Genomic DNA, 26310 nt, shown 5'->3' on the forward strand with positions numbered 1-26310 from the left:
GCAACAGAGAGAGATCGCGACGCGAACGCCCGAGGGCGGACGTCAGCGACAGTGAATGTCGGCCACGCAGAGCGCGGTCACGCCGATGAGCGCCAGCTCGATGGCGGCGCGCGCGGAGGCGTGAAGGGACGACATGCCCAGAAATATGTACGAACTTTCTGCGCATGTCAATGTGATGTATGAGCCACCTGTCAACTCTTGGGATACGGCCAGGGATTGGGCAGACAGTGGATTCCGTCGTGGTCGAGGAACTTGGTCTGCTGCTGCATGACCGGCGCCAGCTCGCCGTCCTTGTCGCAGGTCACATGGCCGTAGCCGAGCCGGTGGCCGACCTCGTGGTTGATCAGCATCTGCCGGTAGGCGTGGATCTTGTCGCCGTACGTCGTGCTGCCCTGGGCCCATCGGTACGCGTTGATCATGACGCGTTCGGTCGACGCCGAGTCGCAGGAGACGTTGTCCTCGGTCGTGTCGAGGCCGGACTTGGCGCACCACTTGGCGGTGGTGCCGGGGCTGGCGAGCGTGATCACGAAGTCGGGCTTGCCGGTGGACACGCGCGCGAAGGTACGGGCGCCGTCGTGGGCCCAGCTGCGCTCGTCGTTGAGCGTCTTCTGCACGGCCTCGGCGAACAGTTTCCCGTCCAGCCCCAGCCCCTGCTCCACATCGACGCGGTAGGTGTACTTCCGCCCCTTGCCCGGCGCCTTCGCGCTCCCGGGCACGGTGCTGAACTTCCCGGACCCGGCCAGCTTGGCGCTGAGCGGGTACTTCTCACCCATCGCCTGCTCGTACGACAGCGTCACCACGCCCGGCGAGGCGGAAGCCGACGCGGACGGCGTCGTACGGCTGTCCCCGCGCGAGGCGGCACCGTCGGTGGCCCGCGTCCCGCCCGCGGCCGACTGCGACCGTACGGCGTCGCCGTCCCGGCCGTCGATCACCTGCCCGGCGACGATCACCGCGAGCACGGTGGTGACGGCGGCGGCCGCGACCCCCGCGAAGGCCCGGCCCTTGCCGCCCTTGGGCTGCGCGGGCTCGCCGGTGGGCGGCGCGTCGTCGGCATCGCCCGCACCGCCGTCGATGCCGGACGGGAGCGGGGACGTGTGCGGACCGGAGCCGGGCGGATACGTTTCCGCGCGCTGGGCGCCGATGCCGGGGCGGGGTGCGAAGACGTCGACGTCCTCACCGAAGGCGTCGACGTAGTCCTGCCGCGGACCGCCGGGCCCGCTCTGCCGCTGCCGCGGTATCGACACACCGGTCGCCCCGAAGGCGGCACCGGCAGGCCCGGAAGCGGTACCGGCGGGCCCTGAAGCGGTACCGCCGGGCCCGGAGGGAGCACCGGCCACCCCACCCAACCGGCCCCAGCCACCGCCCGCTTCACGCTGCTGCGGGTGACCGCCACGGACGCGTGGAACGCCGTGCGCCGGGGTCCCGTCCGGGAAGCGCGGGACGCCGTGCGCCGGGGTTCCGTCCGCGAACCGCGGTACCCCGCCCGCGGGAGTTCCGTCGGCCGGGCGCGGCACCGTCGGCCCCGCAGGACCGCGCTCGCGGTCGCCCGGGCTCTGTTTCCGGGCCGCGCGCCCGTTCGCTATGTCCGCCGCGTCGTCCTTGGGTGCCGGCCCGCGGCGGCTGTGGCGTCCCACTCGCCCCTCAGCTCCCCGCGCCCGGCGTGACCGGACCGCCGCCGACGGTCCCGGAAGCCGGTCCGTGGCCCAGCCTGTCGGCGGAAGCGAGGAGTTCACTGAACGCCCCGGCCACCGCCGCCGGGTACTCCATCATCGCCACATGCCCGGCGTCCGGCATGGAGAGCAGCCGGGAGTAGCGGAAGCTGCGCGCGGCCTTCTGGGCCATGCGGTAGCCGACGAGCTGGTCACGGCCGCCGTAGATCAGCAGGGTCGGGGCGAGGACGCGCTCGGCCTGGCGCCAGAGCCCGTGCTGGCCGCCCAGCGTGTACGCGTTGACGATCCCGCGCGCGGACCGCGCCATCGCGTCCCAGAAGTACGGCAGCCGCAGCCGCCGTTCCAGCTCTTCCACCGCGTGCTCGAACGCCTCGGGCGTCACCCGGCTGGGATCGCCGTAGCAGAGGGCCAGCACGCCCCGTACCCGCTGTTCGGCGGTCCACTTACCTGTCGTACGGGTGAGGAGCCCGGCGACGCCGGGGAGGCCGAGCAGGACCGTCGGCACGGCGGTGCGCTGCACGCGCAGCTCGGGCAGGGCCGGCGAGATGAGGGTGAGGGTGCGCACGAGGTCCGGGCGGACGGCGGCGACGCGGGTGGCGACCGCGCCGCCGAGGGAGTTGCCGAAGAGATGGACCGGCCCGCGGCCGACCGCGTCGAGATAGCGGATGACCGCGCGCGCGTGCCCGGTGACGGAGTAGTCGCCGTCGTCCGGCGGCGGCGAGTCGCCGAAGCCCGGCAGGTCGATCGCCTCGCCGTCCACGACGCCTTCGAGCTGTTCCATCAGCTCCGACCAGTTCTGCGAGGAGCCGCCCAGCCCGTGGATGTAGAGGGCGGGCGGCAGGCCCTCGCGCGCGGGCGGACGCGAACGGACCGAGAGGGTGACTCCGGGCAGTCCCACCGACCGCAGCCGCTCGCCCTCCGCGACTCTGACTGCCGCCGCCTCGGGGAGCACGCTGGTGGGCGGCACGGAGGGCAGCTCGGTCGAAGACATGGGCCAATGTTACGAGACGATCACACAGTGATTCATGTGTTCGCCGTCACAGATTCGCCCGGGCGAGCCGCGCGCGAGGCGCGTACCGCCCGGGGTGCTCAAGCCGCGTCGGCTCCGGGTGCGCAAGCCGCGTCGGCCACGGGCGAAGGGCCTGCTGAGATCCGGGGCGAACGGCCCTGGAGATGGCATAGCGTCCGCATCCGGTGTCTCCTACGCTCGTAAGCAGGGCACCCGTTTGTGGCCCCCTGCTCCGCCAGGGATCTTCCAAGGAAGGGAGCCCACCATGGCGCATGACCCCACCGACCCCGACGTACTCGACGATCTGGAGGCGGCGGACGCCCCGGAGATCGATGTCGAGGCTCCTGAGGGCGACGCAGCCGAGCAGCACACGGACGTCACGCCGTCCCACGACGACCCGCTCACCGGTGTGGACCCGGACCGCGCGAACGAGGCCGATCTGATCGAGCAGGCACGCGTGGTCTCCCTCGACGAGGACGACTACCGCTGACCCCGGCCGGCCTCCGGCTTGTCCACCTGGACTGTTCGCATGTCCAGGTATTTCCCGGTGCGGCTTTCGCTGTCGTCCGGTACGTGAAATTCTGCGCTCGCACCGCGCACAGCACGGTTACCGAAAAGTACGATGGCCGCGCGGAGCGATCCGCATGTGGACGACTCATGTGGACGACTTTGGGAGGCGGCGTGACAGCCATCGAGCAGACAGAGGCAGCACGCCCGCGGGGCACGCGCCTGCCGCGCCGTGCCCGACGGAACCAGCTCCTGGGCGCTGCCCAGGAAGTATTCGTCGCGCAGGGGTACCACGCGGCCGCGATGGACGACATCGCCGAACGCGCCGGCGTCAGCAAGCCGGTGCTCTACCAGCACTTCCCGGGCAAGCTCGACCTCTACCTGGCCCTGCTGGACCAGCACTGCGAGGCGCTGATCCAGGCGGTGCGCGGCGCGCTCGCGTCGACGACCGACAACAAGCAGCGGGTCCGGGCGACCATGGACGCGTACTTCGCGTACGTCGAGGACGACGGCGGGGCCTTCCGCCTGGTCTTCGAGTCCGACCTGACGAACGAGCCCGCGGTACGCGAGCGCGTCGACAAGGTCACCACCGAGTGCGCCGAGGCTATCTGCGAGGTCATCGCCGAGGACACCGGTCTGCCGCGTGCCGAGTCGATGCTGCTGGCCTCCGGCCTCGGCGGTCTCGCCCAGGTGGTGGCCCGTTCCTGGCTGCACAGCGACCACACCGTTCCGCGCGACCAGGCGGTCCAGCTGCTGACCTCGCTGGCCTGGCGGGGCATCGCGGGATTCCCGCTGCACGGCATCGACGCGCACCACTGACAACGCCGCTGACAGCACCGTCGGGAGGAATTCCCGTTCGCTGTTCGCTCCTGGCGTGGACGTGCGCAGCGTGTACGTCCCCTCACCGGGCTAATGTGTGCTGCGTACAGCGCGGAAGGTCGCGCACTTCACTGACCGTCGGAGGGACATAGCCGTGGAGGTCAAGATCGGCGTGCAGCACGCGCCCCGCGAGATCGTTCTGGAGAGCGGTCTGAACGCCGAGGAGGTCGAGCGCCTCGTCGCCGACGCGCTGGCCGGCAAGTCACAGGTGCTGTCCCTGGAGGACGAGCGCGGCCGCAAGGTCCTGGTCCCGACGGACCGCCTGGCGTACATCGAGCTCGGCGAGCCGACGGTGCGCAAGGTCGGCTTCAGCGCGGTCTGACCACAGCAGCAGCACGGAGGGGCCGGGTGGACGTGTGTCCGCCCGGCCCCTCCGCCGTGTCCGCCTTCCACACGTGGCCCACAAGTCGTCCACAGAGGAGGATTGCATTCCGCAGGTCACGGGTATGACGGGCTACGACCGTGAAGCACCAGCCGGCCGTGGGAGGGACCCCTCGTGATGCTCCTGGAAGTCCTTGGATCCGCCCTGCTCGGCCTGGCCCTGTCGTGGGCCGCGACCAGTCGGCTGTCCCACCGGCTCCCGGCCCGTCCCCTGGTGTTCTGCACGGGCGTCGCGGGAGCCCTCTTCGGGGACTTCGTCACCCACAGCGCGCTCGGCCCCGGCACGGTCCTGGTCACTCTTCTGGGCGCGGCGATCGTCTCGGCGGCGTCCCTGTCGTTGCTGCTCCGCCCGGCGGGCCGCCACCTGCGCCGACGATCGATCCCGGCGTAGCACCCCGCAAGGGGCGCTGGGGGTACCCCCGGCCGACGGCTGGGGGAGGAACCGCACGACCGGCCACCGACGCACCCGCGGTCGCGCGACTCCCCGCAACCGCCCCTCACAGGGCGTTACGCGGCCAACCCCAACGCGGCCATCCGCTTCGTGTGCGCCTCGGTGATCCGCGAGAACATCCGCCCCACCTCGGCGAGGTCGAACCCGTCGGCCACACCCCCGACCAGCATGGTCGACAGCGCATCCCGGTCGGCGACCACCCGCTGGGACTGCGACAGCGCCTCCCCCATCAACCGCCGCGCCCACAGAGCCAGTCGGCCTCCCACCCGCGGGTCGGCGTCGATGGCCGCGCGCACCTTCTCCACCGCGAACCCGGCGTGCCCGGTGTCGTCGAGGACGGCCAGTACCAGTTCGCGGGTGTCCGCGTCGAGGCGGGCCGCGACCTCCCGGTAGAAGTCACTGGCGATCGAGTCGCCGACGTAGGCCTTGACCAGGCCCTCCAGCCAGTCGGACGGCGCCGTCTGCCGGTGGAAGCCGTCTAGGGCCGCGACGAACGGCTCCATCGCCTGCGTGGCGTCCTCGCCGATCTCCGTCAGCCGGTCCCGCAACCGCTCGAAGTGGTGGAACTCCGCCGACGCCATCTTCGCCAGCTCGGCCTTGTCCACCAGCGAGGGCGCCAGCTTGGCGTCCTCCGCGAGCCGCTCGAACGCCGCGAGCTCGCCGTACGCGAGGGCGCCGAGCAGGTCCACGACCGCGGCGCGGTAGTGCGGGTCGGCGGCCGCCCGCGCCCAGTCCTGGGCGGCGACACCGGTCGGTTCGGCGGAGGCGGTCTCAGGCTTGTCAGAGCTCGTCATGAAGCGCACAATAGCCCGCCCGCCGCCGCGGAGAAGCCCTGGGGAAGTCCTGCGGAAGCTCCGGGCCGACCCCGGAAAGTCTCAGGGCGCCCCGGAGAAGTCCCGGGGAAGCCCCTGGTCAACCACTGTGACTACCACGACGTGACCAAATCGGCCATCGCATGTGCACGATTCCGGGGTATGGTGGTAATGCGCCTGCTGGTACGCCGTCGAATTCCGACGTACCTCGACAGGCCGCACGTATGAGGATGCCCGGTCGGTGGCCCGATCGGCTCCGACCCGACAGCCCTCCCGGCTCGTACGGCACTGTGCGTACGACGACCGGAGGGACACACCCTCAGCGGTACGAGCGCTAGAGCGTCGGCAGAGGTCCCGTGCACTACGGCGTGCCCCCCACGGCCCGCACGTAAGGCAGCCGACGTCCCCCGGCACGGTCCGTCAAAGACCCCCGCGCTCGCCTCGCGCCGCGCCACACAGAAGAGGCAGCACCCTGACTACGACGTTTCGTGAACTCGGAATCCTTCCCGAGACCGCCGAGGCCCTGGAAGCCGTCGGCATCATCAACCCCTTCCCCATCCAGGAGATGACACTCCCGGTCGCCCTGTCCGGCACCGACGTCATCGGCCAGGCCAAGACCGGCACCGGCAAGACCCTCGGCTTCGGTCTGCCGCTCCTGGAGCGCGTCACCGTCCCCGCCGACGTGGAGGCCGGCCGCGCCGCCCCCGAGGCCCTCACCGAGGCCCCCCAGGCGCTCGTCGTCGTCCCCACGCGCGAGCTCTGCACCCAGGTCACCAACGACCTGCTGACGGCCGGCAAGGTCCGTAACGTACGCGTTCTCGCCATCTACGGCGGCCGCGCCTACGAGCCGCAGGTCGAGGCCCTGAAGAAGGGCGTCGACGTGGTCGTCGGCACCCCGGGCCGCCTGCTCGACCTCGCGGGCCAGAAGAAGCTCAACCTCAAGCACATCAAGTCGCTCGTCCTCGACGAGGCCGACGAGATGCTCGACCTGGGCTTCCTGCCCGACGTCGAGAAGATCATCGCCATGCTTCCGGCCAAGCGCCAGACCATGCTGTTCTCGGCGACCATGCCGGGCGCGGTCATCGGCCTCGCACGCCGGTACATGAGCCAGCCCACCCACATCCGCGCCACCGCGCCGGACGACGAGGGCGCGACCGTCGCGAACATCGCGCAGTTCGTCTACCGCGCGCACTCCATGGACAAGCCCGAGATGATCGCGCGCATACTGCAGGCCGAGGGCCGCGGGCTCGCGATGATCTTCTGCCGCACCAAGCGCACCGCCGCCGACATCGCCGACCAGCTCCAGCACCGCGGTTTCGCCTCCGGCGCCGTCCACGGCGACCTGGGCCAGGGCGCCCGCGAGCAGGCGCTGCGCGCGTTCCGCAACGGCAAGGTGGATGTCCTCGTCTGCACCGACGTCGCCGCGCGCGGCATCGACGTCGAGGGCGTGACGCACGTCATCAACTACCAGTCCCCCGAGGACGAGAAGACGTACCTGCACCGGGTCGGCCGTACCGGCCGCGCCGGCGCGTCGGGTACGGCGATCACCTTCGTCGACTGGGACGACATCCCGCGCTGGCAGCTCATCAACAAGGCGCTGGACCTGAAGTTCCCCGAGCCGGTGGAGACGTACTCGACCTCCCCGCACTTCTTCGAGGACCTCAAGATCCCCGCGGGCACCAAGGGTGTCCTGCCGCGCTCGGAGCGCACCCGCGCCGGGCTGGCGGCGGAGGAAGTGGAGGACCTGGGCGAGACCGGTGGTCGCGGTGGCCGCGGTCGCGGTGGCCGGGGCGGTCGCCCCGAGCCCCGTGCCGAGGCCCGTACCGAGGAGCGCGAGCGTCCGGCCCGCACCCCGCGCCGCCGCCGTCGCACCCGGGGCGGTACGGCCCTGGAGCAGGCATCCGGTACGGCGTCCACGGCGCCGGCCGCCGAGTCCGCGTCGCCCGTCTCCGCCGACGACGCCGTCGCGGCGTCGGAGCCGACGGGCACCCGGACCCCGCGCCGCCGTCGCCGTACGCGCAACGGGGCGTCGCAGGAGCCGGTGGCGGCCGCCGCCCAGGCGACCGTGCCGCCGGAGGCCGTGACGCCGGAGGCCGTCGTCGAGACGGTCGAGGCCGTCGTGGAACCGGCCGCGGCCGAGAAGCCGCGCCGTCGCCGCACCCGCAGGTCCGCGGAGGCCGCGCCGGTGGCGGAGGCGACGACGCCGGTGGTGACCGAGGCTCCGGAGTCCGAAGAGGCACCGGCGACCCCCGCACGCCGCCGCACCCGCAAGACGGTCGAGGCTCCCGAGACGGCCGCCCCCGCGGCAGCCGTCGAGGCGGTCGAGACCGTGGCGGAGCCGAAGCCGCGCCGCACGCGGAAGACGGCCGCTGCCGCCGCCGAGGCCGCGGTGGACACCGCCGAAGCCACCGAGGCCAAGCCCCGCCGCCGTGTCCGTAAGGCCGCCGAGCCCGTGGCCGAGGTCGCGGAGGCTCCGGCGGAGGCCGTCGAGGCCCCGGTGGCCCCGGCCCGCCGCCGCACCCGCAAGGCAGCCGAGCCTGTCGAGCCCGCGGTGACCGAACCGCAGCCGGCGAGCGCCGAGGCGGAAGCCGAGGCCGCGCCCAAGCCGCGCCGCACCCGCAAGACGGCCGCAGCCGCCGAGGCCGCGGTGGACACCGCCGAGGGCACGGAGGCCAAGCCGCGCCGCACCCGCAAGGCGACGGCGACCGACGCCGAGCCGGAGACGGCCGAGGCGGTCACCGAGGCGAAGCCCCGTCGGACCCGGAAGACGGCGGCCGCCGCCCCGGAGACCGCCGAGGCCGAAGCCGCGCCCAAGCCGCGCCGCACGCGGAAGACGGCCGAGGCCGCCGTCGACACCGCCGAGGCCACCGAGGCCAAGCCCCGCCGCACCCGGAAGACGGCAGCCGCCGCCACCGCGGAGATCCCGGCGCAGGCCACCGAGGAGCCGGAGGCGAAGCCGAGGCGACGCACCACCCGCAAGGCGACGGAGTCCGCCGAGACCGCCGGATCCGTCGAGGCGGCCGACGCAGAGGCGAAGCCGAAGGCCCGCCGGACCCGGAAGGCAACCGCCGCGGCCCCCGAGGCCTGACGACGGCCGGAACCGAACCGAGCCCCGTGACGGCCCGGCCCACCTCGTGTGGGCCGGGCCGTCGGCGTTCCGCCACACGGTGCCGACCCACCGCTACCGGTCACGGCTCGCGACCGCGCCGACGGCTACCAGCGCCAGCAGGACGAAGCCGAGGGTCCTGACCTCGGCCGCGCTCCAGCCGTTGCCGATCGCCGCGAGCAGGACGGCGAGTACGAGGTGGGGCCACCCGGGCCCCGAGGGCTTGACCGGCTCCGTGCCGGGGGACTGAACAGACATCGTGGTCTCCTAACCCGGCCCGGAGGAGTCCGCGGCCGCCGACAACGACCTTGTCGCGACCTGCAGTTGGCCGCCCCGATCCGGGAGTAGTTTCGGATGGTCCACCCGTTGTCCAGGACAGCGGCCGGGCGAGCGCGAGTGCGAGTGCGAGGGGGGATCGTGGTCTCGGACTGGAAGGGCGGACGCCCCAGGGGGCCTGTCCGAGCGGCGTCCGAAGAGGCCCGCGAACTGGCCGTGTTCCTGCGGGAGCGAGTCGACCTGAGCGGCAAGACATACCGTCAGCTCGCGCAGGAGATCTACGTGTCCCGCACGCAGATCTCGGAGTTCCTGAGCGGCAAGGTCCCGCACGAGGGCTTCGTCGTCGCCCTGCTCGGCGCCACCGCGCAGGACCCGGCGTCCCGGGTTCGCGACGAGCGGCGTGCGCTGAAGTTGCTGGCCGAGGCGCGGCGTTCGCTGCGGGACACCCGGGCCGCGCCGGACCCGGCCGCCGCACCCCAGCCACCCTCGCCCTGGGCGCCGGGCTCGGACCTCGCCCGCCTGCTGCAGCGCCGGATGGAGCTGGAGCTGGAAGTCGCGGCGCTCAAGGGCGAACGGAAGCGGCTCAAGCGCGAGGAGCGGCACACCCGGGAGCTGAACCAGGTCCGCGAGTTACTCGCCCGCGCCGAGGCAGCCCGCGACCAGGCGGCGGCCGAGACCAGACAGGCGATGGAGAGGCAGCAGGCGGCCGAGCGGTCGGTGGCCCAGGAGCGCGACCGCACTCAGCAGTTGACGCAGCGGCTGACTCTCCTGGGGTTGTCCGGGGTTGTCCCGGACAACCCCGTCGTCCCGCCGGACAACCGGGACAACGTCGCTCAGGACGGCGACGGCGGTCGGCACCGGGTCGCCGAGGCCGACCCGCACACTGGCCCCGCCCAGCCCGGACACGAACGGTCCGGACACGCCCACCGTGCGCCTTCGCCCGAAAGAGCGACGGCACGCCTCTTCACCGACGCGGCCGGCCCGTCCCCCGTGGAGGCGCACGAACTCCCAGAGATGTGGGCGGAGGCCTCGGCCGCCGCCGACGCCTTCCGGATCACCGAGGCCGTGCGGTTGTACGCGGAGCTCGTCGTCGCCCAGTCGCAGCACGCCGGCGCCGACCACCCGGACACCCTGACCGCGCGGCACAACCTGGCGGCCTGGCGGGGCGAGGCAGGCGATCCGGCCGGTGCGGTCGCCGCCCTCGCCGAGCTGCTCACCCACCGCGAGCGCGTTCTGGGGGCCGACCACGCCGACACCCTGGCCACCCGCCACAACCTCGCCCACTGGCAAGGCGCGTTGGGCAACCCCCACGCGGCGGCGGCCGGCTTCGCCGCGTTGCTGCCGGACGCCATACGGGTGCTGGGGGCGGACCATCCCGACACCCTGGCGGTACGGCATGCCCTCGCCGTGTGGCGGGGTGAGGCGGGGGACGCCACGGGGGCCGCCGACGCACTGGACGACCTGCTGACCCATCGTCGGCGCGTGCTCGGCAGCGAGCATCCGGACACCCTCGCCACCCGCAGCGACCTGGCCCAGTGGCGGGGCGTCTCGGGGGATGTCACAGGCGCGATGGCGGACTTCGACGCCCTGCTGTCGGACGCGGTGCGGCTCCTCGGCCGGGACCACATGTACACGCTGATCATCCGCTGCAACCTCGCGGCCTGGCGGGGTGTCGCGGGCGACACGTCCGCGGCGGCGGCCCATCTGTCGGAGCTGTTCCCGGACACCCTGCGCGTGCTCGGCCGCCGCCATCCGCACACCGAGGTCATCCGGAACCAGCTCGCCTTCTGGAAGGGCAGGTCCCAGGAATGAGCGGAGCGGTCGAACCGGGCCGGGCGCACCCGATCGTCTCGGGCCGCTACCGGCTGCTGGAGCGGATCGGCCAGGGCGGCATGGGGCAGGTCTGGCGGGCGCGGGACGAGATGCTGGACCGGCTGGTGGCGGTGAAGGAGATCATCCCCGACCCGTCGGCCGACACCACCGGGCAGCGCGTCCGGTACGAGCGGACGCGCCGGGAAGCCCGCGCGGCCGCCCGTATCAACCACCCGAACGTCGTGCGCATCTACGACGTCGTCGAGGAGGACCGGCGGCTGTGGATCGTCATGGAGCTGGTCCGGGGCCCCTCCCTGGCCCAGGTCGCCGGAAAGGGCCCGCTGGGGCTGCGGGAGACCGTACGGATCGGGCTGGGCCTGGCCACGGCGTTGCGTGACGTACACGCCGCCGGCGTTCTGCACCGGGACGTCAAACCCGCCAACGTGCATCTGGAGCCCAGTGGCCGCGTGGTGCTGATGGACTTCGGCATCGCCGCCCTCCGCGCCCCGGGAGAAACCACCCTGACCACGACCGGCGTGCTGGTCGGTACTCCGGGCTACATGGCTCCGGAGCGCCTGACGGGCGGCGTCGACGGGCCACCGGGTGACCTCTGGTCGCTGGGTGCGACGCTGTACGCCGCGGTGACGGGCCGTGCGCCTTTCGCTGCTTCCAGCGCGTGGGCCTCGATGCGGGCCGTGCTGGACTCGGAGCCGCGGTTCGACGACGTACCCGAGCCGCTCAGGCCCCTGTTGACCGCGCTGCTGCGCAAGGATCCGGCCGCGCGGTCCTCCGCGGACGAGGTGATCGAGGAGCTGACCCGTCTCGGCGGGCACCGGCCGCTGGACGAGAGCTCTCCGGAACCGGACCTGGCCTACACCCGGCAGGAGCCCGCAATCGCGGAAAGTCCGTCGCGGGACGGCGAACACGGCGCCTCCGGGCCGGCCGACGGCCACACGGAGGCCGACGCCGAGCAGCCTGTCGCACCTCGTGAGGTGACGCGCACGATGTCCTCGGCACCGGTCGACGCCGCGCCGCCCGCATCCCCGCCTCCCACCACGCCGGAGGCGCTCCCCGCTCCCCCACCCGACCCCGCGACCCCCCGCAACTACATACCCCGCCGTCCCATGACCGCCTTCGCCCGCCGCCCCCACCGAGCCCCGGCCCCGCCGCCGGATAACCTCTCCCCATGAGCAGGCCTCGCACCTTCGTCCCGCCCTCCGGTGCCCGTGCGTACGCGCTCGCCACCGACCGGGGTGAGTTCGCCGTCGTCGACGCGCCCGTGGCCACCGGGGTCGAGCCCAGGGGGATCGCGCTGTTGCTGCCCGGGTTCACCGGGAGCAAGGAGGACTTCAACCGGCTGCACGTACCGCTGGGCCGGCGCGGGTACCGGACGGTCGCCGTGGACGGGCGTGGGCAGTTCGAGTCGGACGGGCCGGCGGACGACGAATCGGTCTACGCCCAGGAGGAGTTGGCGCGGGACGTGCTCGCGCAGGCGGCGGTGGTCGGCGCGGGCCGGCCGGTGCATCTGCTGGGGCACTCCCTCGGCGGTCAGATCGCCCGCGCGGCCGTGCTCCTCGACCGCACGCCGTTCCGCTCGCTGACCCTGATGTCCTCGGGCCCGGCGCAGATCTCCTCCTCCCAGCAGCAGCGCGTGAAGCTGCTGCGGGACGCGCTCGCCGTGATGTCGATGGCCGAGGTGTGGGACGCCATGCAGGCCATGGAGGCACCGGAGGAGCTGGAGGAACCGGACGCGCCGGAGGAAGGTCTGGAGGACGGCGAGGATCTGCGGCGCCGCTGGCTGGGCAACAAGCCGGCCCAACTCCTCGCCACCGGACGCCAGTTGTGCATCGAGCCGGACCGCGTCGCGGAACTCGCCGCCGTACCGCTGCCGTTCCACGTCCTGTCGGGCGCGCGGGACGACACCTGGCCGGTACCGCTGCTGGACGAGATGGCGCTGCGGCTGCGGGCCCACCGGACGGTCGTCGAGGGGGCGGAGCACTCGCCCAACACCGACCGGCCCGCCGCCACCGCCGAGGCGATAGCAGGCTCCTGGGACAGCACCGCCGACGCCTCGGACCGGAACCGGGGCTAGTACTGCGTCTGGAGGTGCCCCCAGAAGCCGTCCCGCAGGGCGCGGCGCAGGTCGGCCTGGCCGCGCAGGGAGTACTGGAGCATCCCCTCGGCCTCGACGAGGAGGTCCTGGTCGACGGAGCCCGGCAGGTAGGGGTGGCCGGGCAGCAGTTCGACGAGCGCCTCGCGGCCCCGCGCGGACAGCCACTTCGCGGCGATCTGCGCACCGACGAACCGGACGTCCTCGCGGGCGGGTCTGGTGGTGCCGGCCTCGTAGGCGGGGGCGGCACGTCTGGAGACGTACGGCTTGAAGAACTCGAGGTCGAGGGTGCGCTGGCTGTCGACCTCCCAGAGCAGCGGCTCGGCCTGGTTGCGGCCCTCGGGGGCCTCGATGCCCCACAGGTGGACGCGGGCGCCGTAGCCCTGGGCGGCCTCGACCGCCGAGACCAGGTCCTCGTCGCCGCCGAGCAGGGCCGCGTCGCTGATGGCGCGGTGCCGGGCCAGTGACTCCAGGTCCGTGCGGATCAGGGAGTCGACGCCCTTCTGCTGGTTGTTGGCGTTGAGGTTGCCGAGGCGGACCTTGACGTCGGGGAGCTCGGCGATGGCCTGCTGCTCGGCGGTGTGGATGCGGCGGCGGGCGCCGTCGTACCAGTAGACGCGCAGCAGGCGGCTGTCGGCGAAGATCTGGCGCGCCTTGTCGATGAGCGCTTCGATCAGCCCTTCGGCGTCGAGGTCGAAGGCGCGGCGGTCCTCCGTCCCGGCGACGAGCCGGCCCGTGGCCGCGTAGAGGTAGCCCGCGTCCACGAAGATGGCGTGCGTCGAGGGCGTCTTGGCCACTTCGGCGAGCATGCGGGTGAGCAGCTCGTTCGTGCGGTCGATACGGGCCCGGAGGGCGTCGAGGTCGTCGTTCATCGCCTCCATTGTCCCGGCGGTCACGCTGCGAACACAACCGGTCCCGGTCAGTCTCCCGCACACTCTTACCGGTCAGTAATTAGACGTTCGAAAAATTTCTTTAGCGTAGGGAATGTTTGTAACACGCAAGCCGTTGACTCCTACGGAACAGGACGACGAAGGGAGAGGCCATGCGCTTCGAAATCATGCGACTCGACGAGGTCGACGGCACCACCGTGGACAGCACTGTCGTGGACGCCGCCTCCGTCAGCAGGATCGTGCAGCAGGCCGCCGCCGTGGGGCAGCGCCTGTGGATCCGACCGGCCGAGACCCAGGCCTCGTAACGAGGTTTCGCAACAAGACGACGCGACAACGACAGACGAGAACAGCCACACCGACGACACGCGGAGCACCGCACAGTCTTCAGAGCCCCCGTACGGCACCGACGCCGTGCGGGGGCTCTGCGTTTGCGGGCCCCCTACGCCCCCCTGCGCCGCCCCTACGCCGCGCTACGCGCCCTTGATCACCTGGGTGACGCCGTTGATGATCTGCTGCACGGCGATCGCGGAGAGCATCATGCCCGCGAGCCGCGTCACCAGGACCACGCCGCCGTCCTTGATGACCCGGATGATCAGCAGCGAGTAGCGCATCACCAGCCACAGCACGACATGGATGGCGAGGATCGCGGTCCACACGGACACCTGCATGGCCACGCTGTCGGCCTTCTGCACGGCGAGGATGACCGACACGATCGCACCGGGGCCGGCCAGCAGCGGCATGCCCAGCGGCACCAGCGCCACGTTGACGTCCTTGGTCTGCTTCGGCTCGTCGTTCTTGCCGGTGAGCAGGTCCAGGGCGATGAGCAGGAGCAGCAGCCCGCCCGCGATCATCAGCGCGGGCACGGAGACGTGCAGGTAGTCCAGGATCTGGTGCCCCAGCAGCCCGAAGACCGTGATCACACCGCCCGCCACGCACACGGCCTGGAAGGCCATCCGCCGCTGCACCTTGCCGGGCCGGCCGGCGGTGAGGGCGAGGAAGATCGGGGTGATCCCCGGGGGATCCATGATGACGAAGAGGGTCAGGAAGAGGGAGCCGAAGACGGCGAGATCGAACATGGGGCTGCTACAGGCCTTGCGGGAGGAGGGACTCGGACGGGCGAGGGCCGGGCCTCAGGCTCCGCCGGTCCCCGGGACCGGAAACGCACCGGTCGCCCGGCGGGTGATCTCGCCGTACACCTCGGGGTCGGTGGTGTACTCGCCCAGCGTCACCGTCTTGCGGCTGCCGTGGTAGTCGGACGACCCCGTGACCAGCAGCCCCAGGTCCGCGGCGAGCCCCCGCAGCCGTGCGCGGGTGTCGTCGTCGTGGTCCATGTGGTCGACCTCGATGCCGTCGAGACCGGCCGCGGCCAGCTCGGCGATCGCCGACTCGGGGACCGTACGCCCGCGCTTCGCGGCCCCGGGATGCGCGAAGACGCACACCCCGCCGGCGCCCTTGACCAGCCGGATCGCCTCGAACGGGTCGGTCTCGTGCTTCTCCACGAAGGCCCGGCCACCGTCGGCCAGCCACTCCTCGGTGAAGGCGTCGCTCACGGTCGGTACGACACCGAGCTCGACGAGCGCGGAGGCGACGTGCGGCCGTCCGACCGAACCGTCCCCGGCGATCCGCAGCACCTGCTCCCAGGTGACCGGCACCCCCAGCGCGTTCAGCTTCGCGACCATGCCCTGGGCGCGCGGCACCCGGTCGTCCCGGACCAGCTCGCGCTCGGCGAGCAGGGCGGGCTCCTCGGGGTCGAAGAGGTAGGCCAGCATGTGCATGGAGACGCCGTCGACACGGCAGGACAGCTCGGCCCCGGTGACCAGGGTGAGCCCCTCGGGCAGCGCGGCAACGGCCTCGGCGTACCCGCGGGTGGTGTCGTGGTCGGTCAGCGCGACGACGTCAAGACCGGCAGCGGCGGCGTTGCGCACCAGCTCGGCCGGGGTGTCCGTACCGTCGGAGGCGGTGGAGTGGCAGTGCAGATCGATGCGCACGACACAGACTCCAGCGGGACGGTACGGAAGGGACGCGTCAAGGATAACGGTCGGCCGAGGGTGCCCTGTCACACCCGACAACGGGGGGTGCCCCGTACAGCCGACGCACAGCACGACGCGCCCCGAAGGGGCCCGGGGCTGTATTCGACATGCGGCTCCGCCGCGCGGGCGCGACCAGCCCCACCGGCCCGCGGACGACCGATCGCACCGGCCCTACGGCTCACGGCTCACGGCTCACGGCTCACGGCTCACGGCTCACGGCTCACGGCTCCAGCAAACGCGGCGACAACGCCCCGCAGGGCACCAGGTCCAGCTCGGCCCCCGCGTCCCGCAGATCGGTCAGCACCAACTCGTCGTACATCAGCAGACCCGTCTGCTCGGGCCACACCACGGCCCACAGCCACAGCCCGCGGGCCTCGCCCGCGAAGACGGCCCGGTCGTCCGGCGCGCCGGAGACGTGCCACAGCGGCGTCGGCCGCCCCGCCGCCAGCACCTTCGCCTGCGGCGGCTTCTCCACGGTCATGTACCGCCCCGGATCCGGCCCGTCGATCCCCGCGTACCGGGCCCCGAGACCGACCCCCAGCTCCTCGGCGACCAGGATCATCTCCCCTATGCCGCCGAGCGGCGCGGGACCTGAGCAGGCGACGGCGGTCGCGCGGCCCCCGCTGCGGTCGTCGCCGGCACACGCCACGCCCGTGAACAGCCAGCCGACCGGCAGCGGCCAGGGCATCCACACCGGAACCTGGGTGCGGTGCATCACCACACCGAGGGCCTCGACGCTGGGCGGGATCACGGGCTGTACCGGATGCACGGTCCCGTGGACATCGCACTGCCAGGTGTCGGCGAAGAGTCCGGGAGCCCTGACCCGGCCACCACACTTCGGGCAACTGGGTTCGCCCCTCATAGAGCCCCACGGTCCTACCCCGGATCCCCCACGTCAAGGACGATCACCCGTCCAGCGCACGCGGCCGCGTGGACGAACGGCTCCCGCCGTGCGGCACGCCTCCGGCGACAGCGTCACCCTCTTTGCCAACTGACCGCCGGTGCATGCCGCTTGGTGAGCTTGCTCACCACCCGCGTCAGTCCAGCGGGACGGATTTCCGGTGCGGATCCCGGAGGTCGGCCCCGTTCGCGAGCCACCGCTCCTGGAGGGCACCGGCACCGTGCACGCGCTTCCAGGCGGCCTCGTTCGGCGTCATCGGCAGCAGCGGCAGGAACCGTACGGGGTCGAGGGGCTCGTCCAGCTCCAGATCCTCGACGAGGCCGCCCGGCTCGCCGACCAGGACGGAGGTGAAGGGCGCGCCCGGCCACAGCGGGTCACCGACGTCCAAGGACGCGCCCGGCGTCACGACCAGGCCCTCCACCTGCGGGGACGCGGCGAGTACGGCGAGTGCGCGGACCACCTTGTCGGTCTCGGCGAGCCCGGACCGGACCGACAGGACCAGCTCGGCGCGCGGTCCCTTGACGGGGTCCGCGACCATCGCGGTGGGGTCGGTCATGGGGTGCGCGGACATGCCGAGCGTGGCGTAGCGGACCACGTTCTCGCCCTGGAGATCCTCGTGGAAACGGAGCACCTCGATGCGGTCCGTACCGAGGAAGGTGACCGCCGCGCGCGCGTCCGGTTCGCCCAGTGCGGTGGTCAACCGGGCCTCGACCAGAGGAAGAACTTCAGCCATGCCGTGAGCATAGAACTCGTCAGTACCGGGCAAAGCAGCGCCTTGACACTGAGGGCTGCTGCTACTCTGACCGCGGTGGTTCGGGGCAGCACGCAGCGCGTCGCGGTCAGACCCCGACGCCCACAGGACTCCCTTACGAGGGACCGGCTGGAGGAGGTGGGGCTGTCATGGATCGAAGTCACCCGTGCAGTACCACTCGCTCTTCCGGCCTCTGATTTCTTCTCTGGCTGGCTGCCCGCCTTCTCGTGCGCGTTGTCGTTCGGAAGAGCACTTCGTTTCGCTTGCCCGATCCCTCTGACCGGTCCGTTCCGGACCTGTCCGGATCCGTTCGTCTGATCTGAATCAGTAGCGAAGTCGCCACCGCAACGGTGCGGTGCTCCCCGCTTTGTGGACGTGCCAAACATCCGAAGCCAGGACGTCCTCATTCCGGGTAGTTCCACCCGTTCCTCGGCGGACTTCCGCTGCCTGTCGCGAAGGAGCCTGCCCATGTCGATGATCCGCGACCTCCGTGCCGTGGTCCGCCCCTCCCGCCCCTCGCTCCGCAAGAGCCTGCGGCCGGACAACGGCGCGTACGACACCACCCGCGACCCCGGCACGCCGTCGGCCGTCGTGGACTGCGCCGTCTACCGTGACGGCGCCCGCGTCGAGACCGGCAAGCCGCTGACCCCGCACGAGGCGATGCGGCTGGTGCGCCGCGACGGCGGGTTCGTGTGGATCGGCCTGCACGAGCCGACCGAGGCCGAATTCGCCGGTATCGCGAGCGAGTTCGGGCTCCACCCGCTGGCGGTGGAGGACGCCGTCCAGGCCCACCAGCGCCCGAAGCTGGAGCGGTACGACGACTCCCTCTTCACCGTCTTCAAGACCATCCACTACGTCGAGCACGACCAGCTCACCGCCAACAGCGAGGTCGTGGAGACCGGCGAGGTCATGTGCTTCACCGGCCGGGACTTCTTCATCACCGTCCGGCACGGCGGGCAGGGCTCGCTGCGGGCGCTGCGGCACCGGCTCCAGGACGACCCCGAGCTGCTCGCCAAGGGCCCCTCGGCCGTGCTGCACGCCATCGCCGACCACGTCGTCGACGGCTATGTCGCGGTCGCCGACGCCGTCCAGGACGACATCGACGAGGTGGAGACCGAGGTCTTCACGCCGGGCCGCAAGGGCGGGGTCTCCCGAGGCGTCGACTCGGCGCGGATCTACCAACTCAAGCGCGAGGTACTGGAGTTCAAGCGCGCCGTCTCTCCTCTCCTCCGCCCCATGCAGCTGCTGAGCGAGCGGCCGATGCGGCTGGTCGACCCCGACATCCAGAAGTACTTCCGGGACGTCGCCGACCACCTCGCCCGCGTCCAGGAGCAGGTCGTCGGCTTCGACGAACTCCTCAACTCGATCCTCCAGGCCAACCTCGCGCAGGCGTCCGTGGCGCAGAACGAGGACATGCGGAAGATCACGGCATGGGCCGCGATCATCGCCGTACCGACGATGGTGTGCGGTGTGTACGGCATGAACTTCAAGTACATGCCGGAGCTGCACTGGAAGTACGGCTACCCGGTGATCATGGGCATCACGGTCTGCATCTGCCTCGGCATCCACCGCACGCTGAAGCGCAACGGCTGGCTCTAGGCTGGTCGCCATGACAAGCGAGCTGCTCGACCAGGCCCTCGTCGAGGAGGCCACGAAGAAGTCCGGCCTCATCTGGGTGCGGGGCGCCGGGGCGGCGACGGCGCGTGCGGTGTGGCACGCGTGGGCCGACGGGGGTGTGTGCCTGGTCGGCGACGGCGCCGAGCAGCCGCTGGGTGAGCTGGCCGACGGCGGGTCGGCGGAGGTGACCGTCCGCAGCAAGGACAAGGGGGGCCGGCTGGTCACCTGGACGGCGACGGTCACGGAACTGCCCGCCGGCACCCCGGAGTGGGACGCGGCGGTGGCGGAACTGAAGGGCAAACGCCTCAACGCCCCCGACGGCGAGGCGATGACCGACCGCTGGGCGAGGGAGTGCAGGGTGCTGCGCCTGACACCGACGGGGACGACAGCGCCCCTGCCGGAGGGGAACCTGGCAGCGCCCCCGCTCTCCTCCCCGGCAACGACCCGGCGCCCGGTCCCGGCCGCCCTGCCACGGTTGCTTGCGAGGCGCCGGAAGGCCAGGTAGCGGACGCCTGAGCCGAGTTCGGCACCGCCGGACAGGACCGCCGTCGCGGATCGCCGGTGCGGCGGGATCCGGGGGACCACCCGCCGTTGCGTCGAACGGCCGTACCCCCGCCGCCCCTACGACGTCGGCAGCTGCTTCCCGTAGTCGACCGTCTCACCCTTCTCCGGCTCGACCACGCTGAAGTCCTTACCCCAGTCGGAGAAGGTGAGGGTGCCGGCGCCGCCACCGCGTTCCAGACGGAGGGGGTACGGCTTGCCCTCCAGGGAGACGTCGAGGGTGCCGCCGGAGCCGCCGTCGCCGGTGATGCGGATCGTGGGGGTACCCGACTGCTCGTGGTGACCGGCCGTCGAGAGCGAGCCGTGCAGGGTCAGCAGGCCCGAGAGGAGAACGTCCTTGTCCGTGAAGCCGCTGAACTTCTTGTACGCGGGATCCGTCCGCGGCACCTTGACGTATTTGCCGTCGAGCTTGCTCGCCGCGGTCGTGTCGCTGCCGTCGGCGTGGTTCCAGAACCCCGAGTCGGCCTGCAGATACAGCGTGTCGCCGACCCTCAGGAGCTGGAACGTCGAGCCCTTCGACGTGACCGACCCGGTCCCGCCCTCCTTGTTCAGGCGCATGTCCAGCTCGTACGTACGCCCGCTCGTGACCACCGTCCCCGCCATCCGCACCGTCGCCACCGACGTGGCCGCCGTCCGCGTCTTCGACTGGATGACGTCCGGCGCCAGCTTGCCCACCCCGTTCGTCCCCGCGTCCGGATCCCCGCCGCATCCGGTGAGGACGGCCAGTGCGCACACTGCGGTGACCAGTGCGGCGTGGCGAGTACGGCCCGGAGCGATTGCGGTCACAGACGGGGCCACCTTTCAGAGGGGTCCGGCAGGGCGTACCGCAGCGTACCGGTGCCCCACCCGCCCGGCGGAGCCGGTCCGTCCGGACCGCTCACCAGGGCGTATCCGATCGGTACGGGCTAGCCTGAAGCCCACCGAGCGGGCAGAAGGGACCGAAAACCACGCAAGCAGTACTTCGGTAGGTAAAGGAAGCAACCCCATGGCAGCCGGCGCTCCCCGCATCTTCGTCTCGCACCTCGCCGGTGTCCCCGCCTTCGATCCCACCGGCGACCAGGTGGGCCGGGTCCGGGACCTCGTCGTCATGCTGCGCGTCGGCCGCCGCCCGCCCCGGCTGCTCGGCCTGGTCGTCGAACTGTCCACCCGGCGCCGCGTCTTCCTGCCCATGACCCGCGTGACCGGCGTCGAGTCCGGCCAGGTCATCACCACCGGTGTGGTCAACGTCCGCCGCTTCGAGCAGCGCCCCACCGAACGCCTGGTCTTCGGCGAACTCCTCGACCGCCGCGTCCAGCTGGCCGAGACCGGCGAGGAGGTCACCGTCCTCGACCTGGCCGTGCAGCAGCTGCCGGCCCGCCGGGACTGGGAGATCGACCGGGTCTTCGTCCGCAAGGGCCGCACCGGCACCTTCCGGCGGACCAGGGGAGAGACGCTCACCGTCGAGTGGTCGCAGGTCACCGGGTTCTCCCTGGAGGAGCACGGCCAGGGCGCCGAGAGCCTGCTCGCCACCTTCGAGCAGCTGCGCCCCGCCGACCTCGCCAACGTGCTGCACCACCTCTCCGCCAAGCGCCGCGCGGAGGTGGCCGCGGCCCTCGACGACGACCGCCTGGCCGACGTCCTCGAAGAGCTCCCGGAGGACGACCAGATCGAGATCCTCGGCAAGCTGAAGGAGGAGCGGGCGGCGGACGTCCTGGAGGCCATGGACCCGGACGACGCGGCCGACCTGCTCGCCGAACTCCCCGAACAGGACAAGGAACGGCTGCTCAGCCTGATGCAGCCGGCGGACGCGGCCGAGATGCGGCGCCTGATGTCGTACGAGGAACACACGGCGGGCGGTCTGATGACGACCGAGCCGATCGTCCTGCGCCCCGACGCGACCGTCGCCGACGCCCTCGCCCGGGTCCGCAACGCCGACCTCTCCCCGGCTCTCGCCGCCCAGGTCTACGTCTGCCGGCCGCCCGACGAGACCCCGACCGGCAAGTACCTGGGCACCGTGCACTTCCAGCGGCTGCTGCGCGATCCCCCGTACACCCTGGTCAGTTCGCTCGTCGCCGACGACGACCTGCAACCCCTCGACCCCGACGCCACGCTCCCGGTCATCGCCGGGTTCTTCGCCACGTACGACATGGTCGCGGCGCCCGTGGTGGACGAGGCGGGGTCGCTGGTGGGCGTGGTGACCGTGGACGACGTGCTCGACCACATGCTGCCGGAGGACTGGCGGGAGACCGAGTTCCACCTGGACGAGGAGGAGCAGAAGGAGCAGGCGGCGGAGAAGGGGGCGGGGATCCATGGCGCCTGAGCGCGAGAGCACCCGGGAGCGGACGCCGTCCGGCGCCACCGCCGCCGGCCGGTCGCGCGGTCACCGCCTGGACCAGCCGCGCGCGCCACGGCGCAGGCTGCTGCCCGAGTGGGACCCGGAGGCCTTCGGGCGGCTCTCCGAGCGCATCGCCCGCTTCCTGGGCACCGGGCGGTTCATCGTCTGGATGACGTTCGTGATCATCCTCTGGGTGCTGTGGAACATCGCGGCACCCGGCCGGTTCCGCTTCGACGAGTACCCGTTCATCTTCCTGACCCTGGCGCTGTCCCTGCAGGCCTCCTACGCGGCCCCGCTGATCCTGCTCGCGCAGAACAGGCAGGACGACCGCGACCGGGTCAACCTCGAACAGGACCGCAAGCAGAACGAGCGGTCCATCGCCGACACCGAGTACCTCACCCGGGAGATCGCCGCCCTGCGCATGGGACTGGGCGAGGTGGCGACCCGGGACTGGATCCGCTCCGAGCTCCAGGATCTGCTGAAGGACATGGACGAGCGGCGGGACGGGCATCACGAACATGCCGTATTCCCGGCAGAACGGTCGGCCAGGCGTGACGTAGACGACCGCTGAGGGGCGTTATAGGGGCCCTGCGCCGCGCCGTACCATCGGGGGTATGGCTAGCGAAGACGCGGTGCGCGAGGCACTGGCGACGGTGAACGACCCCGAGATCAACCGACCCATCACCGAACTGGGGATGGTCAAATCGGTGGCCATCGGGGAGGACGGCGCGGTCGCGGTCACCGTGTACCTGACGGTCTCCGGCTGCCCCATGCGGGACACGATCACCCAGCGCGTCACCGAGGCGGTCTCCCGGGTCGAGGGCGTCACCCGCGTCGACGTCACCCTGGACGTGATGAGCGACGAGCAGCGCAAGGAGCTGGCCACCGCCCTGCGCGGCGGCCAGGCCGAGCGCGAGGTCCCCTTCGCCAAGCCCGGCAGCCTCACGCGTGTCTACGCGGTCGCCTCCGGCAAGGGCGGCGTCGGCAAGTCGTCGGTCACGGTCAACCTCGCCGCCGCGATGGCCGCCGACGGCCTCAAGGTGGGCGTGGTCGACGCGGACATCTACGGCCACTCCGTCCCGCGCATGCTCGGCGCGGACGGCCGCCCGACCCAGGTCGAGAACATGATCATGCCGCCGTCCGCCAACGGCGTGAAGGTCATCTCCATCGGCATGTTCACCCCGGGCAACGCCCCGGTCGTCTGGCGCGGCCCGATGCTGCACCGCGCCCTCCAGCAGTTCCTCGCGGACGTCTACTGGGGCGACCTGGACGTCCTCCTCCTCGACCTCCCGCCCGGCACCGGCGACATCGCCATCTCGGTCGCCCAGCTGGTCCCGAACGCCGAGATCCTGGTCGTGACGACGCCTCAGCAGGCCGCCGCGGAGGTCGCGGAGCGGGCGGGCTCCATCGCGGTCCAGACCCACCAGAAGATCGTCGGCGTCGTCGAGAACATGTCCGGCCTGCCCTGCCCGCACTGCGGCGAGATGGTCGACGTCTTCGGCACGGGCGGCGGCCAGACGGTCGCGGACGGCCTGACCCGTACGACGGGCGCGACCGTGCCGGTCCTGGGTTCGATCCCGATCGACGTCCGCCTCCGGGAAGGCGGCGACGAGGGCAAGCCGGTGGTCCTGACAGACCCGGACAGCCCGGCCGGCGCGGCCCTGCTCGCCATCGCCGGCAAGCTCGGCGGCAGGCAGCGAGGCCTCTCGGGCATGTCCTTGGGCATCACGCCGCGCAACAAGTTCTAGAGGGGACCCATAGCGCCCTGAAAGGGGCGCGGGGCTGTTTCAATATGCGGCTCCGCCGCGTGGGCGCGAGCAACCACGACGCACCCGCAGCCGCGCACAACCCGCAACCCCTACGGCGAAGGGGCGCCACACACCACCGGCGCCCCTTTTTGCTGTCATGCGTACGCGGCAACGTCCTTGATCACCGCGAACCCCAGCCCGTACGCGGACATCCCCCGCCCGTACGCCCCCAGATGCACGCCCTCCTCCGTGGACCCGGCGAGCACCCACCCGAACTCCGACTCCCGGTAGTGGAACGGCGTCGCCACCCCGTCCACCGGCAGCGACAGCGTCGACCACTCCGGCCCGCCGAGCTCGTCCGCCAGCTCCCACGCCGTCTCGGTCTGCTGCTCCAGCCAGTCGTCCCGCAGGCTGTGGTCCATCTGCCCCGGCCAGGTGAAGGACAGCAGCCCGACCCCGGCCAGCCACGCGGCGGACGACACCGACGTGGCCTCCAGCAGCCCCGTCCCGTCGGCGCTGCGCCGGGAGGGACTCGCCGCGACGGTCACGACGACCGCGAACTTCTCCCGCGGCTCACCGACAGCCGAGGCGAGATGCTCGTTCCGCACCGACGGCTCGTCGCCGTGCCCGATCGACCCGTGCTCCACCGCGCCGTCGGCCGCCGCACCCACCTGCATCAGCCAGCGCGGCCCCGTGAACGCCTCGTCGAGGCCGTACCAGGGGAAGGGCGCCTCCAGGTAGCCGTCGACCGTGCGGCGGGCGGAGGGGGCCTGCTGCCCGCCCTCCACGACCGGCGCCTGTCCGTCCACCCGACTTGTCGTCTCCATCTGCCCGGACGCCTCCTAGCTCTCGTCGGTCCGGGGCGGCCCGCCCCCCTTCGGGCGCACTCGTCCGGTCCGCACAACAACTCGGCAGCATATCGACACCGCTGGGACCAGCCGCGAAACCGCCCGGTGCGTGGGTCGCACGGGCGGCTGGTTCGGGCCGTAAGAGACGAATGAGCGGCGCACACGCGGTATGAAACGCGTCACGTGCGCCGCTCATGCGCGGGTCGGGTGATCCGGACTCAGGTGGCGTCCGCGTCGTAGGGCGGACGGTCGTCCGTGCCCGGATCCTCCGGCTTCTTGGTCATGTCGATCCGGCCGCTCCCCGAAGAGCCGCTCCCGGAGGACGACGGCGAGGCGTCGGTCTCGCGGCTGTGCACCGCGTCCGTGACCTCGGCCATCTCCTTCTTCAGGTCGAAGCCGTTGCGGATCTCCTTCAGCCCCAGCTCGTCGCTGTCCAGGTGCTTGCGGATGAAGGTCTTGGGGTTGAGGTCCTCGAGCTCGAAGTCCTTGAACTCCGGGCCGAGTTCCTGCCGGATGTCCTCTTTGGCGCTCTCCGAGAACTCCCGGATCTTACGGATGGTCCGCATGACGTCCTGGATGACCTTCGGGAGCTTGTCCGGACCGAAGACGAGCACGGCGAGCACAATGATCGTCACCAGCTCGAGTGGTCCTATGTCATTGAACACCTGAAGCTCCTTGCGATGTCCTCGGTCCTCGGCCCTCCGGTCGCTGTTGCGGGTGTTCCGTGGTCCGGGCCGGGTCCACGGTACCCGGCGGACCTGTCCGACCGGTACTGCCCCGAGGTGTCCGACTGCGTGTGTACGACCGGTTTTCCGGGTTGTTTGCCTAGTCGGGGCACGGGTGGGGCCCTGCCTGTGACGTTTCTGTCAGTTCCTGTCCGAAGAGTCGGGGCGGACGTGCTGGCCGTCGTGGGGCCCGTCGAGCGGCAGCGGGGTGAGGCCCTGCACGCCGGACACCTGGACGACGGCGAGGTCGTAGCCGGTGTCCCGGCCGACGACGGTCGCCCGGGCGGTGGCTCCGCTGCTGAACGTCACGGTGATCCGGCCGCCCGCGGCGGCAGCGGGGGCGACGACGTGGTTGTTGGTGAGGATGTGCCCGCGGGTGTCGAGGACGAAGCCGGTGCCGGTGGTCTGCTCGCCGGTGCCGGTGACCTGGAGGGTGACGACGCTGGGCAGCGCCCGCGCGGCGATCCCGGCGGCGCTGCCGGGCGGCCGTCCGGGCGGCGGCGGGCCCGGCTGGTGCTGGGGCGGACCGGCCTGGGGCAGCTGTACGGTCTCCAGGCCGCCGGTGCGCTCCAGGTAGCCGCCGACCAGCCCGCCGGCCGCAGCGGAGAGCAGGGAGAGCGCCAGCGCACCCGCGGCGAACGTCCGCCGGCTCCGCGACCGCCGCCGCTGTACCGCGGCCCCGGCCGCATCGCCCTGCGGGAGGGACGGAGCGCTGCCGGTGGTGGCGCCGGACGCCGCCGGTATCCCCTCGTCCATGTTCTCCTCGCGGGCTCACCGCAGCCCTGTGGCCCTGTACGCGCACGGGCGGGCTCGCGGAAGGTCGGCTCCGTGCCCGCAGCGGCGCCACGGGCATGGCTGGTTCACAGGATTCAACCAGGTTCGCGAGTCGCCGCGCAGGGCCGTTCAGCAGGT

The 26310-nt window shown here is 72.0% G+C and carries 28 protein-coding genes; 14 read left to right on the forward strand and 14 right to left on the reverse strand.

Annotation, left to right across the window (positions count from 1 at the left end; all coding sequences use genetic code 11):
• Window positions 1-42: 42 nt before the first annotated feature.
• From ABT137_RS21315 to ABT137_RS21325, 3 genes are read right to left on the reverse strand one after another with little or no spacing between them, the layout of a single operon-like run.
• Complete coding sequence (locus ABT137_RS21315; protein WP_351321593.1) at window positions 43-135, reverse strand: Ms4533A family Cys-rich leader peptide; 93 nt, start codon at window positions 133-135, stop codon at window positions 43-45.
• Window positions 136-191: 56 nt separating this feature from the next.
• Entirely contained in the window at window positions 192-1634 is a 1443-nt protein-coding gene (locus tag ABT137_RS21320) for a DUF3152 domain-containing protein (protein ID WP_351711087.1), read from the reverse strand.
• Window positions 1635-1641: 7 nt separating this feature from the next.
• Complete coding sequence (locus ABT137_RS21325) at window positions 1642-2661, reverse strand: alpha/beta fold hydrolase (protein ID WP_351711089.1); 1020 nt, start codon at window positions 2659-2661, stop codon at window positions 1642-1644.
• A gap of 283 nt (window positions 2662-2944) precedes the next feature.
• Here ABT137_RS21325 and ABT137_RS21330 point away from each other — a divergent pair, with 283 nt between their 5' ends.
• From ABT137_RS21330 to ABT137_RS21345, 4 genes are all read left to right on the forward strand, one after another.
• Entirely contained in the window at window positions 2945-3169 is a 225-nt protein-coding gene (locus tag ABT137_RS21330; protein ID WP_351711091.1) for an Rv3202a family protein, read from the forward strand.
• 191 nt (window positions 3170-3360) lie between these two features.
• A complete protein-coding gene (locus ABT137_RS21335; RefSeq protein ID WP_351711093.1) occupies window positions 3361-4005 on the forward strand; it encodes a TetR/AcrR family transcriptional regulator in 645 nt (214 codons plus the stop codon).
• A gap of 154 nt (window positions 4006-4159) precedes the next feature.
• Window positions 4160-4387 carry a DUF3107 domain-containing protein gene (locus ABT137_RS21340; RefSeq protein WP_046730492.1) on the forward strand — a complete coding sequence of 76 codons (228 nt, stop codon included), beginning with the start codon at window positions 4160-4162 and terminating at the stop codon, window positions 4385-4387.
• Between the two features lie 177 nt (window positions 4388-4564).
• Window positions 4565-4837, forward strand: coding sequence for a hypothetical protein (locus tag ABT137_RS21345; RefSeq protein ID WP_351489712.1), 273 nt, complete (start codon window positions 4565-4567; stop codon window positions 4835-4837).
• A 116-nt stretch (window positions 4838-4953) separates the two neighbouring features.
• On the opposite strand, the gene ABT137_RS21350 is transcribed toward ABT137_RS21345, so the two are convergent.
• Window positions 4954-5700, reverse strand: coding sequence for a ferritin-like fold-containing protein (locus ABT137_RS21350; RefSeq protein WP_351711094.1), 747 nt, complete (start codon window positions 5698-5700; stop codon window positions 4954-4956).
• Between the two features lie 574 nt (window positions 5701-6274).
• Here ABT137_RS21350 and ABT137_RS21355 point away from each other — a divergent pair.
• The gene (locus ABT137_RS21355) at window positions 6275-8797 is read left to right on the forward strand and encodes a DEAD/DEAH box helicase (protein ID WP_351711096.1); all 2523 of its coding nucleotides are present in this window, start codon (window positions 6275-6277) and stop codon (window positions 8795-8797) included.
• A gap of 93 nt (window positions 8798-8890) precedes the next feature.
• On the opposite strand, the gene ABT137_RS21360 is transcribed toward ABT137_RS21355, so the two are convergent.
• Window positions 8891-9073, reverse strand: coding sequence for a hypothetical protein (locus tag ABT137_RS21360; RefSeq protein WP_351711097.1), 183 nt, complete (start codon window positions 9071-9073; stop codon window positions 8891-8893).
• A 159-nt stretch (window positions 9074-9232) separates the two neighbouring features.
• Between ABT137_RS21360 and ABT137_RS21365 the strand changes: the two genes are divergently transcribed.
• The 3 genes from ABT137_RS21365 to ABT137_RS21375 are packed head-to-tail and all read left to right on the forward strand — an operon-like array spanning window position 9233 to window position 12995.
• Window positions 9233-10903: a tetratricopeptide repeat protein gene (locus ABT137_RS21365; RefSeq protein WP_351711099.1), complete on the forward strand. Its 1671-nt coding sequence runs from the start codon at window positions 9233-9235 to the stop codon at window positions 10901-10903.
• Window positions 10900-12093 (forward strand): serine/threonine-protein kinase, encoded by a 1194-nt coding sequence (locus ABT137_RS21370; protein ID WP_351711101.1) that lies wholly within the window; start codon window positions 10900-10902, stop codon window positions 12091-12093. Before ABT137_RS21365 ends, ABT137_RS21370 begins: the two co-directional genes overlap by 4 nt.
• Complete coding sequence (locus ABT137_RS21375) at window positions 12090-12995, forward strand: alpha/beta fold hydrolase (RefSeq protein WP_351711103.1); 906 nt, start codon at window positions 12090-12092, stop codon at window positions 12993-12995. The genes ABT137_RS21370 and ABT137_RS21375 overlap by 4 nt, the downstream gene beginning before the upstream one ends.
• Here the strand turns inward: ABT137_RS21375 and ABT137_RS21380 are convergent.
• Complete coding sequence (locus ABT137_RS21380) at window positions 12992-13894, reverse strand: NYN domain-containing protein (protein ID WP_351711359.1); 903 nt, start codon at window positions 13892-13894, stop codon at window positions 12992-12994. The genes ABT137_RS21375 and ABT137_RS21380 overlap by 4 nt on opposite strands.
• A 161-nt stretch (window positions 13895-14055) precedes the next feature.
• On the opposite strand from ABT137_RS21380, the gene ABT137_RS21385 reads away from it, so the two are divergent.
• Window positions 14056-14208, forward strand: a complete 153-nt coding sequence (locus tag ABT137_RS21385; protein ID WP_089098921.1) for a DUF8834 family protein — start codon at window positions 14056-14058, stop codon at window positions 14206-14208.
• Window positions 14209-14373: 165 nt separating this feature from the next.
• Here the strand turns inward: ABT137_RS21385 and ABT137_RS21390 are convergent, their stop codons facing one another.
• The 4 genes from ABT137_RS21390 to ABT137_RS21405 form a co-directional block, all read right to left on the reverse strand.
• Entirely contained in the window at window positions 14374-14979 is a 606-nt protein-coding gene (locus ABT137_RS21390; protein ID WP_351711105.1) for a MarC family protein, read from the reverse strand.
• Window positions 14980-15033: 54 nt separating this feature from the next.
• Window positions 15034-15891: a PHP domain-containing protein gene (locus ABT137_RS21395; RefSeq protein WP_351711107.1), complete on the reverse strand. Its 858-nt coding sequence runs from the start codon at window positions 15889-15891 to the stop codon at window positions 15034-15036.
• Window positions 15892-16153: 262 nt separating this feature from the next.
• Complete coding sequence (locus ABT137_RS21400; RefSeq protein WP_351711109.1) at window positions 16154-16795, reverse strand: DUF6758 family protein; 642 nt, start codon at window positions 16793-16795, stop codon at window positions 16154-16156.
• A gap of 175 nt (window positions 16796-16970) precedes the next feature.
• The gene (locus ABT137_RS21405) at window positions 16971-17567 is read right to left on the reverse strand and encodes a suppressor of fused domain protein (RefSeq protein ID WP_351711111.1); all 597 of its coding nucleotides are present in this window, start codon (window positions 17565-17567) and stop codon (window positions 16971-16973) included.
• A 486-nt stretch (window positions 17568-18053) separates the two neighbouring features.
• On the opposite strand from ABT137_RS21405, the gene ABT137_RS21410 reads away from it, so the two are divergent.
• Together ABT137_RS21410 and ABT137_RS21415 are read left to right on the forward strand one after the other, a co-directional pair.
• The gene (locus ABT137_RS21410) at window positions 18054-19184 is read left to right on the forward strand and encodes a magnesium and cobalt transport protein CorA (protein WP_351711113.1); all 1131 of its coding nucleotides are present in this window, start codon (window positions 18054-18056) and stop codon (window positions 19182-19184) included.
• A gap of 10 nt (window positions 19185-19194) precedes the next feature.
• A complete protein-coding gene (locus tag ABT137_RS21415) occupies window positions 19195-19707 on the forward strand; it encodes a hypothetical protein (RefSeq protein WP_351711115.1) in 513 nt (170 codons plus the stop codon).
• Window positions 19708-19823: 116 nt separating this feature from the next.
• Here the strand turns inward: ABT137_RS21415 and ABT137_RS21420 are convergent, their stop codons facing one another.
• Window positions 19824-20549, reverse strand: coding sequence for a LolA-like protein (locus tag ABT137_RS21420; protein WP_351711117.1), 726 nt, complete (start codon window positions 20547-20549; stop codon window positions 19824-19826).
• 199 nt (window positions 20550-20748) lie between these two features.
• Here ABT137_RS21420 and ABT137_RS21425 point away from each other — a divergent pair, with 199 nt between their 5' ends.
• Genes ABT137_RS21425 through ABT137_RS21435 form a run of 3 tightly spaced genes read left to right on the forward strand, consistent with a single transcriptional unit; the run spans window position 20749 to window position 23825 of the window.
• A complete protein-coding gene (locus ABT137_RS21425) occupies window positions 20749-22062 on the forward strand; it encodes a magnesium transporter MgtE N-terminal domain-containing protein (protein ID WP_351711119.1) in 1314 nt (437 codons plus the stop codon).
• Window positions 22052-22648: a DUF1003 domain-containing protein gene (locus ABT137_RS21430; protein ID WP_351711121.1), complete on the forward strand. Its 597-nt coding sequence runs from the start codon at window positions 22052-22054 to the stop codon at window positions 22646-22648. Before ABT137_RS21425 ends, ABT137_RS21430 begins: the two co-directional genes overlap by 11 nt.
• A gap of 43 nt (window positions 22649-22691) precedes the next feature.
• Window positions 22692-23825, forward strand: a complete 1134-nt coding sequence (locus ABT137_RS21435) for an Mrp/NBP35 family ATP-binding protein (RefSeq protein ID WP_351711123.1) — start codon at window positions 22692-22694, stop codon at window positions 23823-23825.
• 155 nt (window positions 23826-23980) lie between these two features.
• Here ABT137_RS21435 and ABT137_RS21440 read toward each other — a convergent pair whose 3' ends face one another.
• From ABT137_RS21440 to ABT137_RS21450, 3 genes are all read right to left on the reverse strand, one after another.
• A complete protein-coding gene (locus ABT137_RS21440) occupies window positions 23981-24652 on the reverse strand; it encodes a hypothetical protein (RefSeq protein ID WP_351711125.1) in 672 nt (223 codons plus the stop codon).
• Between the two features lie 239 nt (window positions 24653-24891).
• Window positions 24892-25338, reverse strand: coding sequence for a sec-independent translocase (locus tag ABT137_RS21445; RefSeq protein WP_351711127.1), 447 nt, complete (start codon window positions 25336-25338; stop codon window positions 24892-24894).
• A 201-nt stretch (window positions 25339-25539) separates the two neighbouring features.
• The gene (locus ABT137_RS21450) at window positions 25540-26154 is read right to left on the reverse strand and encodes a trypsin-like peptidase domain-containing protein (RefSeq protein WP_351711129.1); all 615 of its coding nucleotides are present in this window, start codon (window positions 26152-26154) and stop codon (window positions 25540-25542) included.
• Window positions 26155-26310: the final 156 nt, after the last annotated feature.

This window comes from Streptomyces sp. NPDC001980, from assembly GCF_040296885.1.
GTDB lineage: Bacteria > Actinomycetota > Actinomycetes > Streptomycetales > Streptomycetaceae > Streptomyces.

What these genes read in the sequence shown, in the direction of transcription:
- ABT137_RS21430 (WP_351711121.1), top strand. Translation starts at nt 22,052, where the DNA reads ATGGCGCCTGAGCGCGAGAGCACCCGGGAGCGGACGCCGTCCGGCGCC.
- ABT137_RS21400 (WP_351711109.1), bottom strand. Translation starts at nt 16,795, where the DNA reads ATGAGGGGCGAACCCAGTTGCCCGAAGTGTGGTGGCCGGGTCAGGGCT.
- ABT137_RS21370 (WP_351711101.1), top strand. Translation starts at nt 10,900, where the DNA reads ATGAGCGGAGCGGTCGAACCGGGCCGGGCGCACCCGATCGTCTCGGGC.
- ABT137_RS21390 (WP_351711105.1), bottom strand. Translation starts at nt 14,979, where the DNA reads ATGTTCGATCTCGCCGTCTTCGGCTCCCTCTTCCTGACCCTCTTCGTC.
- ABT137_RS21330 (WP_351711091.1), top strand. Translation starts at nt 2,945, where the DNA reads ATGGCGCATGACCCCACCGACCCCGACGTACTCGACGATCTGGAGGCG.
- ABT137_RS21450 (WP_351711129.1), bottom strand. Translation starts at nt 26,154, where the DNA reads ATGGACGAGGGGATACCGGCGGCGTCCGGCGCCACCACCGGCAGCGCT.
- ABT137_RS21435 (WP_351711123.1), top strand. Translation starts at nt 22,692, where the DNA reads ATGGCTAGCGAAGACGCGGTGCGCGAGGCACTGGCGACGGTGAACGAC.
- ABT137_RS21385 (WP_089098921.1), top strand. Translation starts at nt 14,056, where the DNA reads ATGCGCTTCGAAATCATGCGACTCGACGAGGTCGACGGCACCACCGTG.
- ABT137_RS21325 (WP_351711089.1), bottom strand. Translation starts at nt 2,661, where the DNA reads ATGTCTTCGACCGAGCTGCCCTCCGTGCCGCCCACCAGCGTGCTCCCC.
- ABT137_RS21425 (WP_351711119.1), top strand. Translation starts at nt 20,749, where the DNA reads ATGGCAGCCGGCGCTCCCCGCATCTTCGTCTCGCACCTCGCCGGTGTC.
- ABT137_RS21345 (WP_351489712.1), top strand. Translation starts at nt 4,565, where the DNA reads ATGCTCCTGGAAGTCCTTGGATCCGCCCTGCTCGGCCTGGCCCTGTCG.
- ABT137_RS21405 (WP_351711111.1), bottom strand. Translation starts at nt 17,567, where the DNA reads ATGGCTGAAGTTCTTCCTCTGGTCGAGGCCCGGTTGACCACCGCACTG.
- ABT137_RS21440 (WP_351711125.1), bottom strand. Translation starts at nt 24,652, where the DNA reads ATGGAGACGACAAGTCGGGTGGACGGACAGGCGCCGGTCGTGGAGGGC.
- ABT137_RS21315 (WP_351321593.1), bottom strand. Translation starts at nt 135, where the DNA reads ATGTCGTCCCTTCACGCCTCCGCGCGCGCCGCCATCGAGCTGGCGCTC.
- ABT137_RS21360 (WP_351711097.1), bottom strand. Translation starts at nt 9,073, where the DNA reads ATGTCTGTTCAGTCCCCCGGCACGGAGCCGGTCAAGCCCTCGGGGCCC.
- ABT137_RS21355 (WP_351711096.1), top strand. Translation starts at nt 6,275, where the DNA reads ATGACACTCCCGGTCGCCCTGTCCGGCACCGACGTCATCGGCCAGGCC.
- ABT137_RS21410 (WP_351711113.1), top strand. Translation starts at nt 18,054, where the DNA reads ATGTCGATGATCCGCGACCTCCGTGCCGTGGTCCGCCCCTCCCGCCCC.
- ABT137_RS21375 (WP_351711103.1), top strand. Translation starts at nt 12,090, where the DNA reads ATGAGCAGGCCTCGCACCTTCGTCCCGCCCTCCGGTGCCCGTGCGTAC.
- ABT137_RS21415 (WP_351711115.1), top strand. Translation starts at nt 19,195, where the DNA reads ATGACAAGCGAGCTGCTCGACCAGGCCCTCGTCGAGGAGGCCACGAAG.
- ABT137_RS21380 (WP_351711359.1), bottom strand. Translation starts at nt 13,894, where the DNA reads ATGGAGGCGATGAACGACGACCTCGACGCCCTCCGGGCCCGTATCGAC.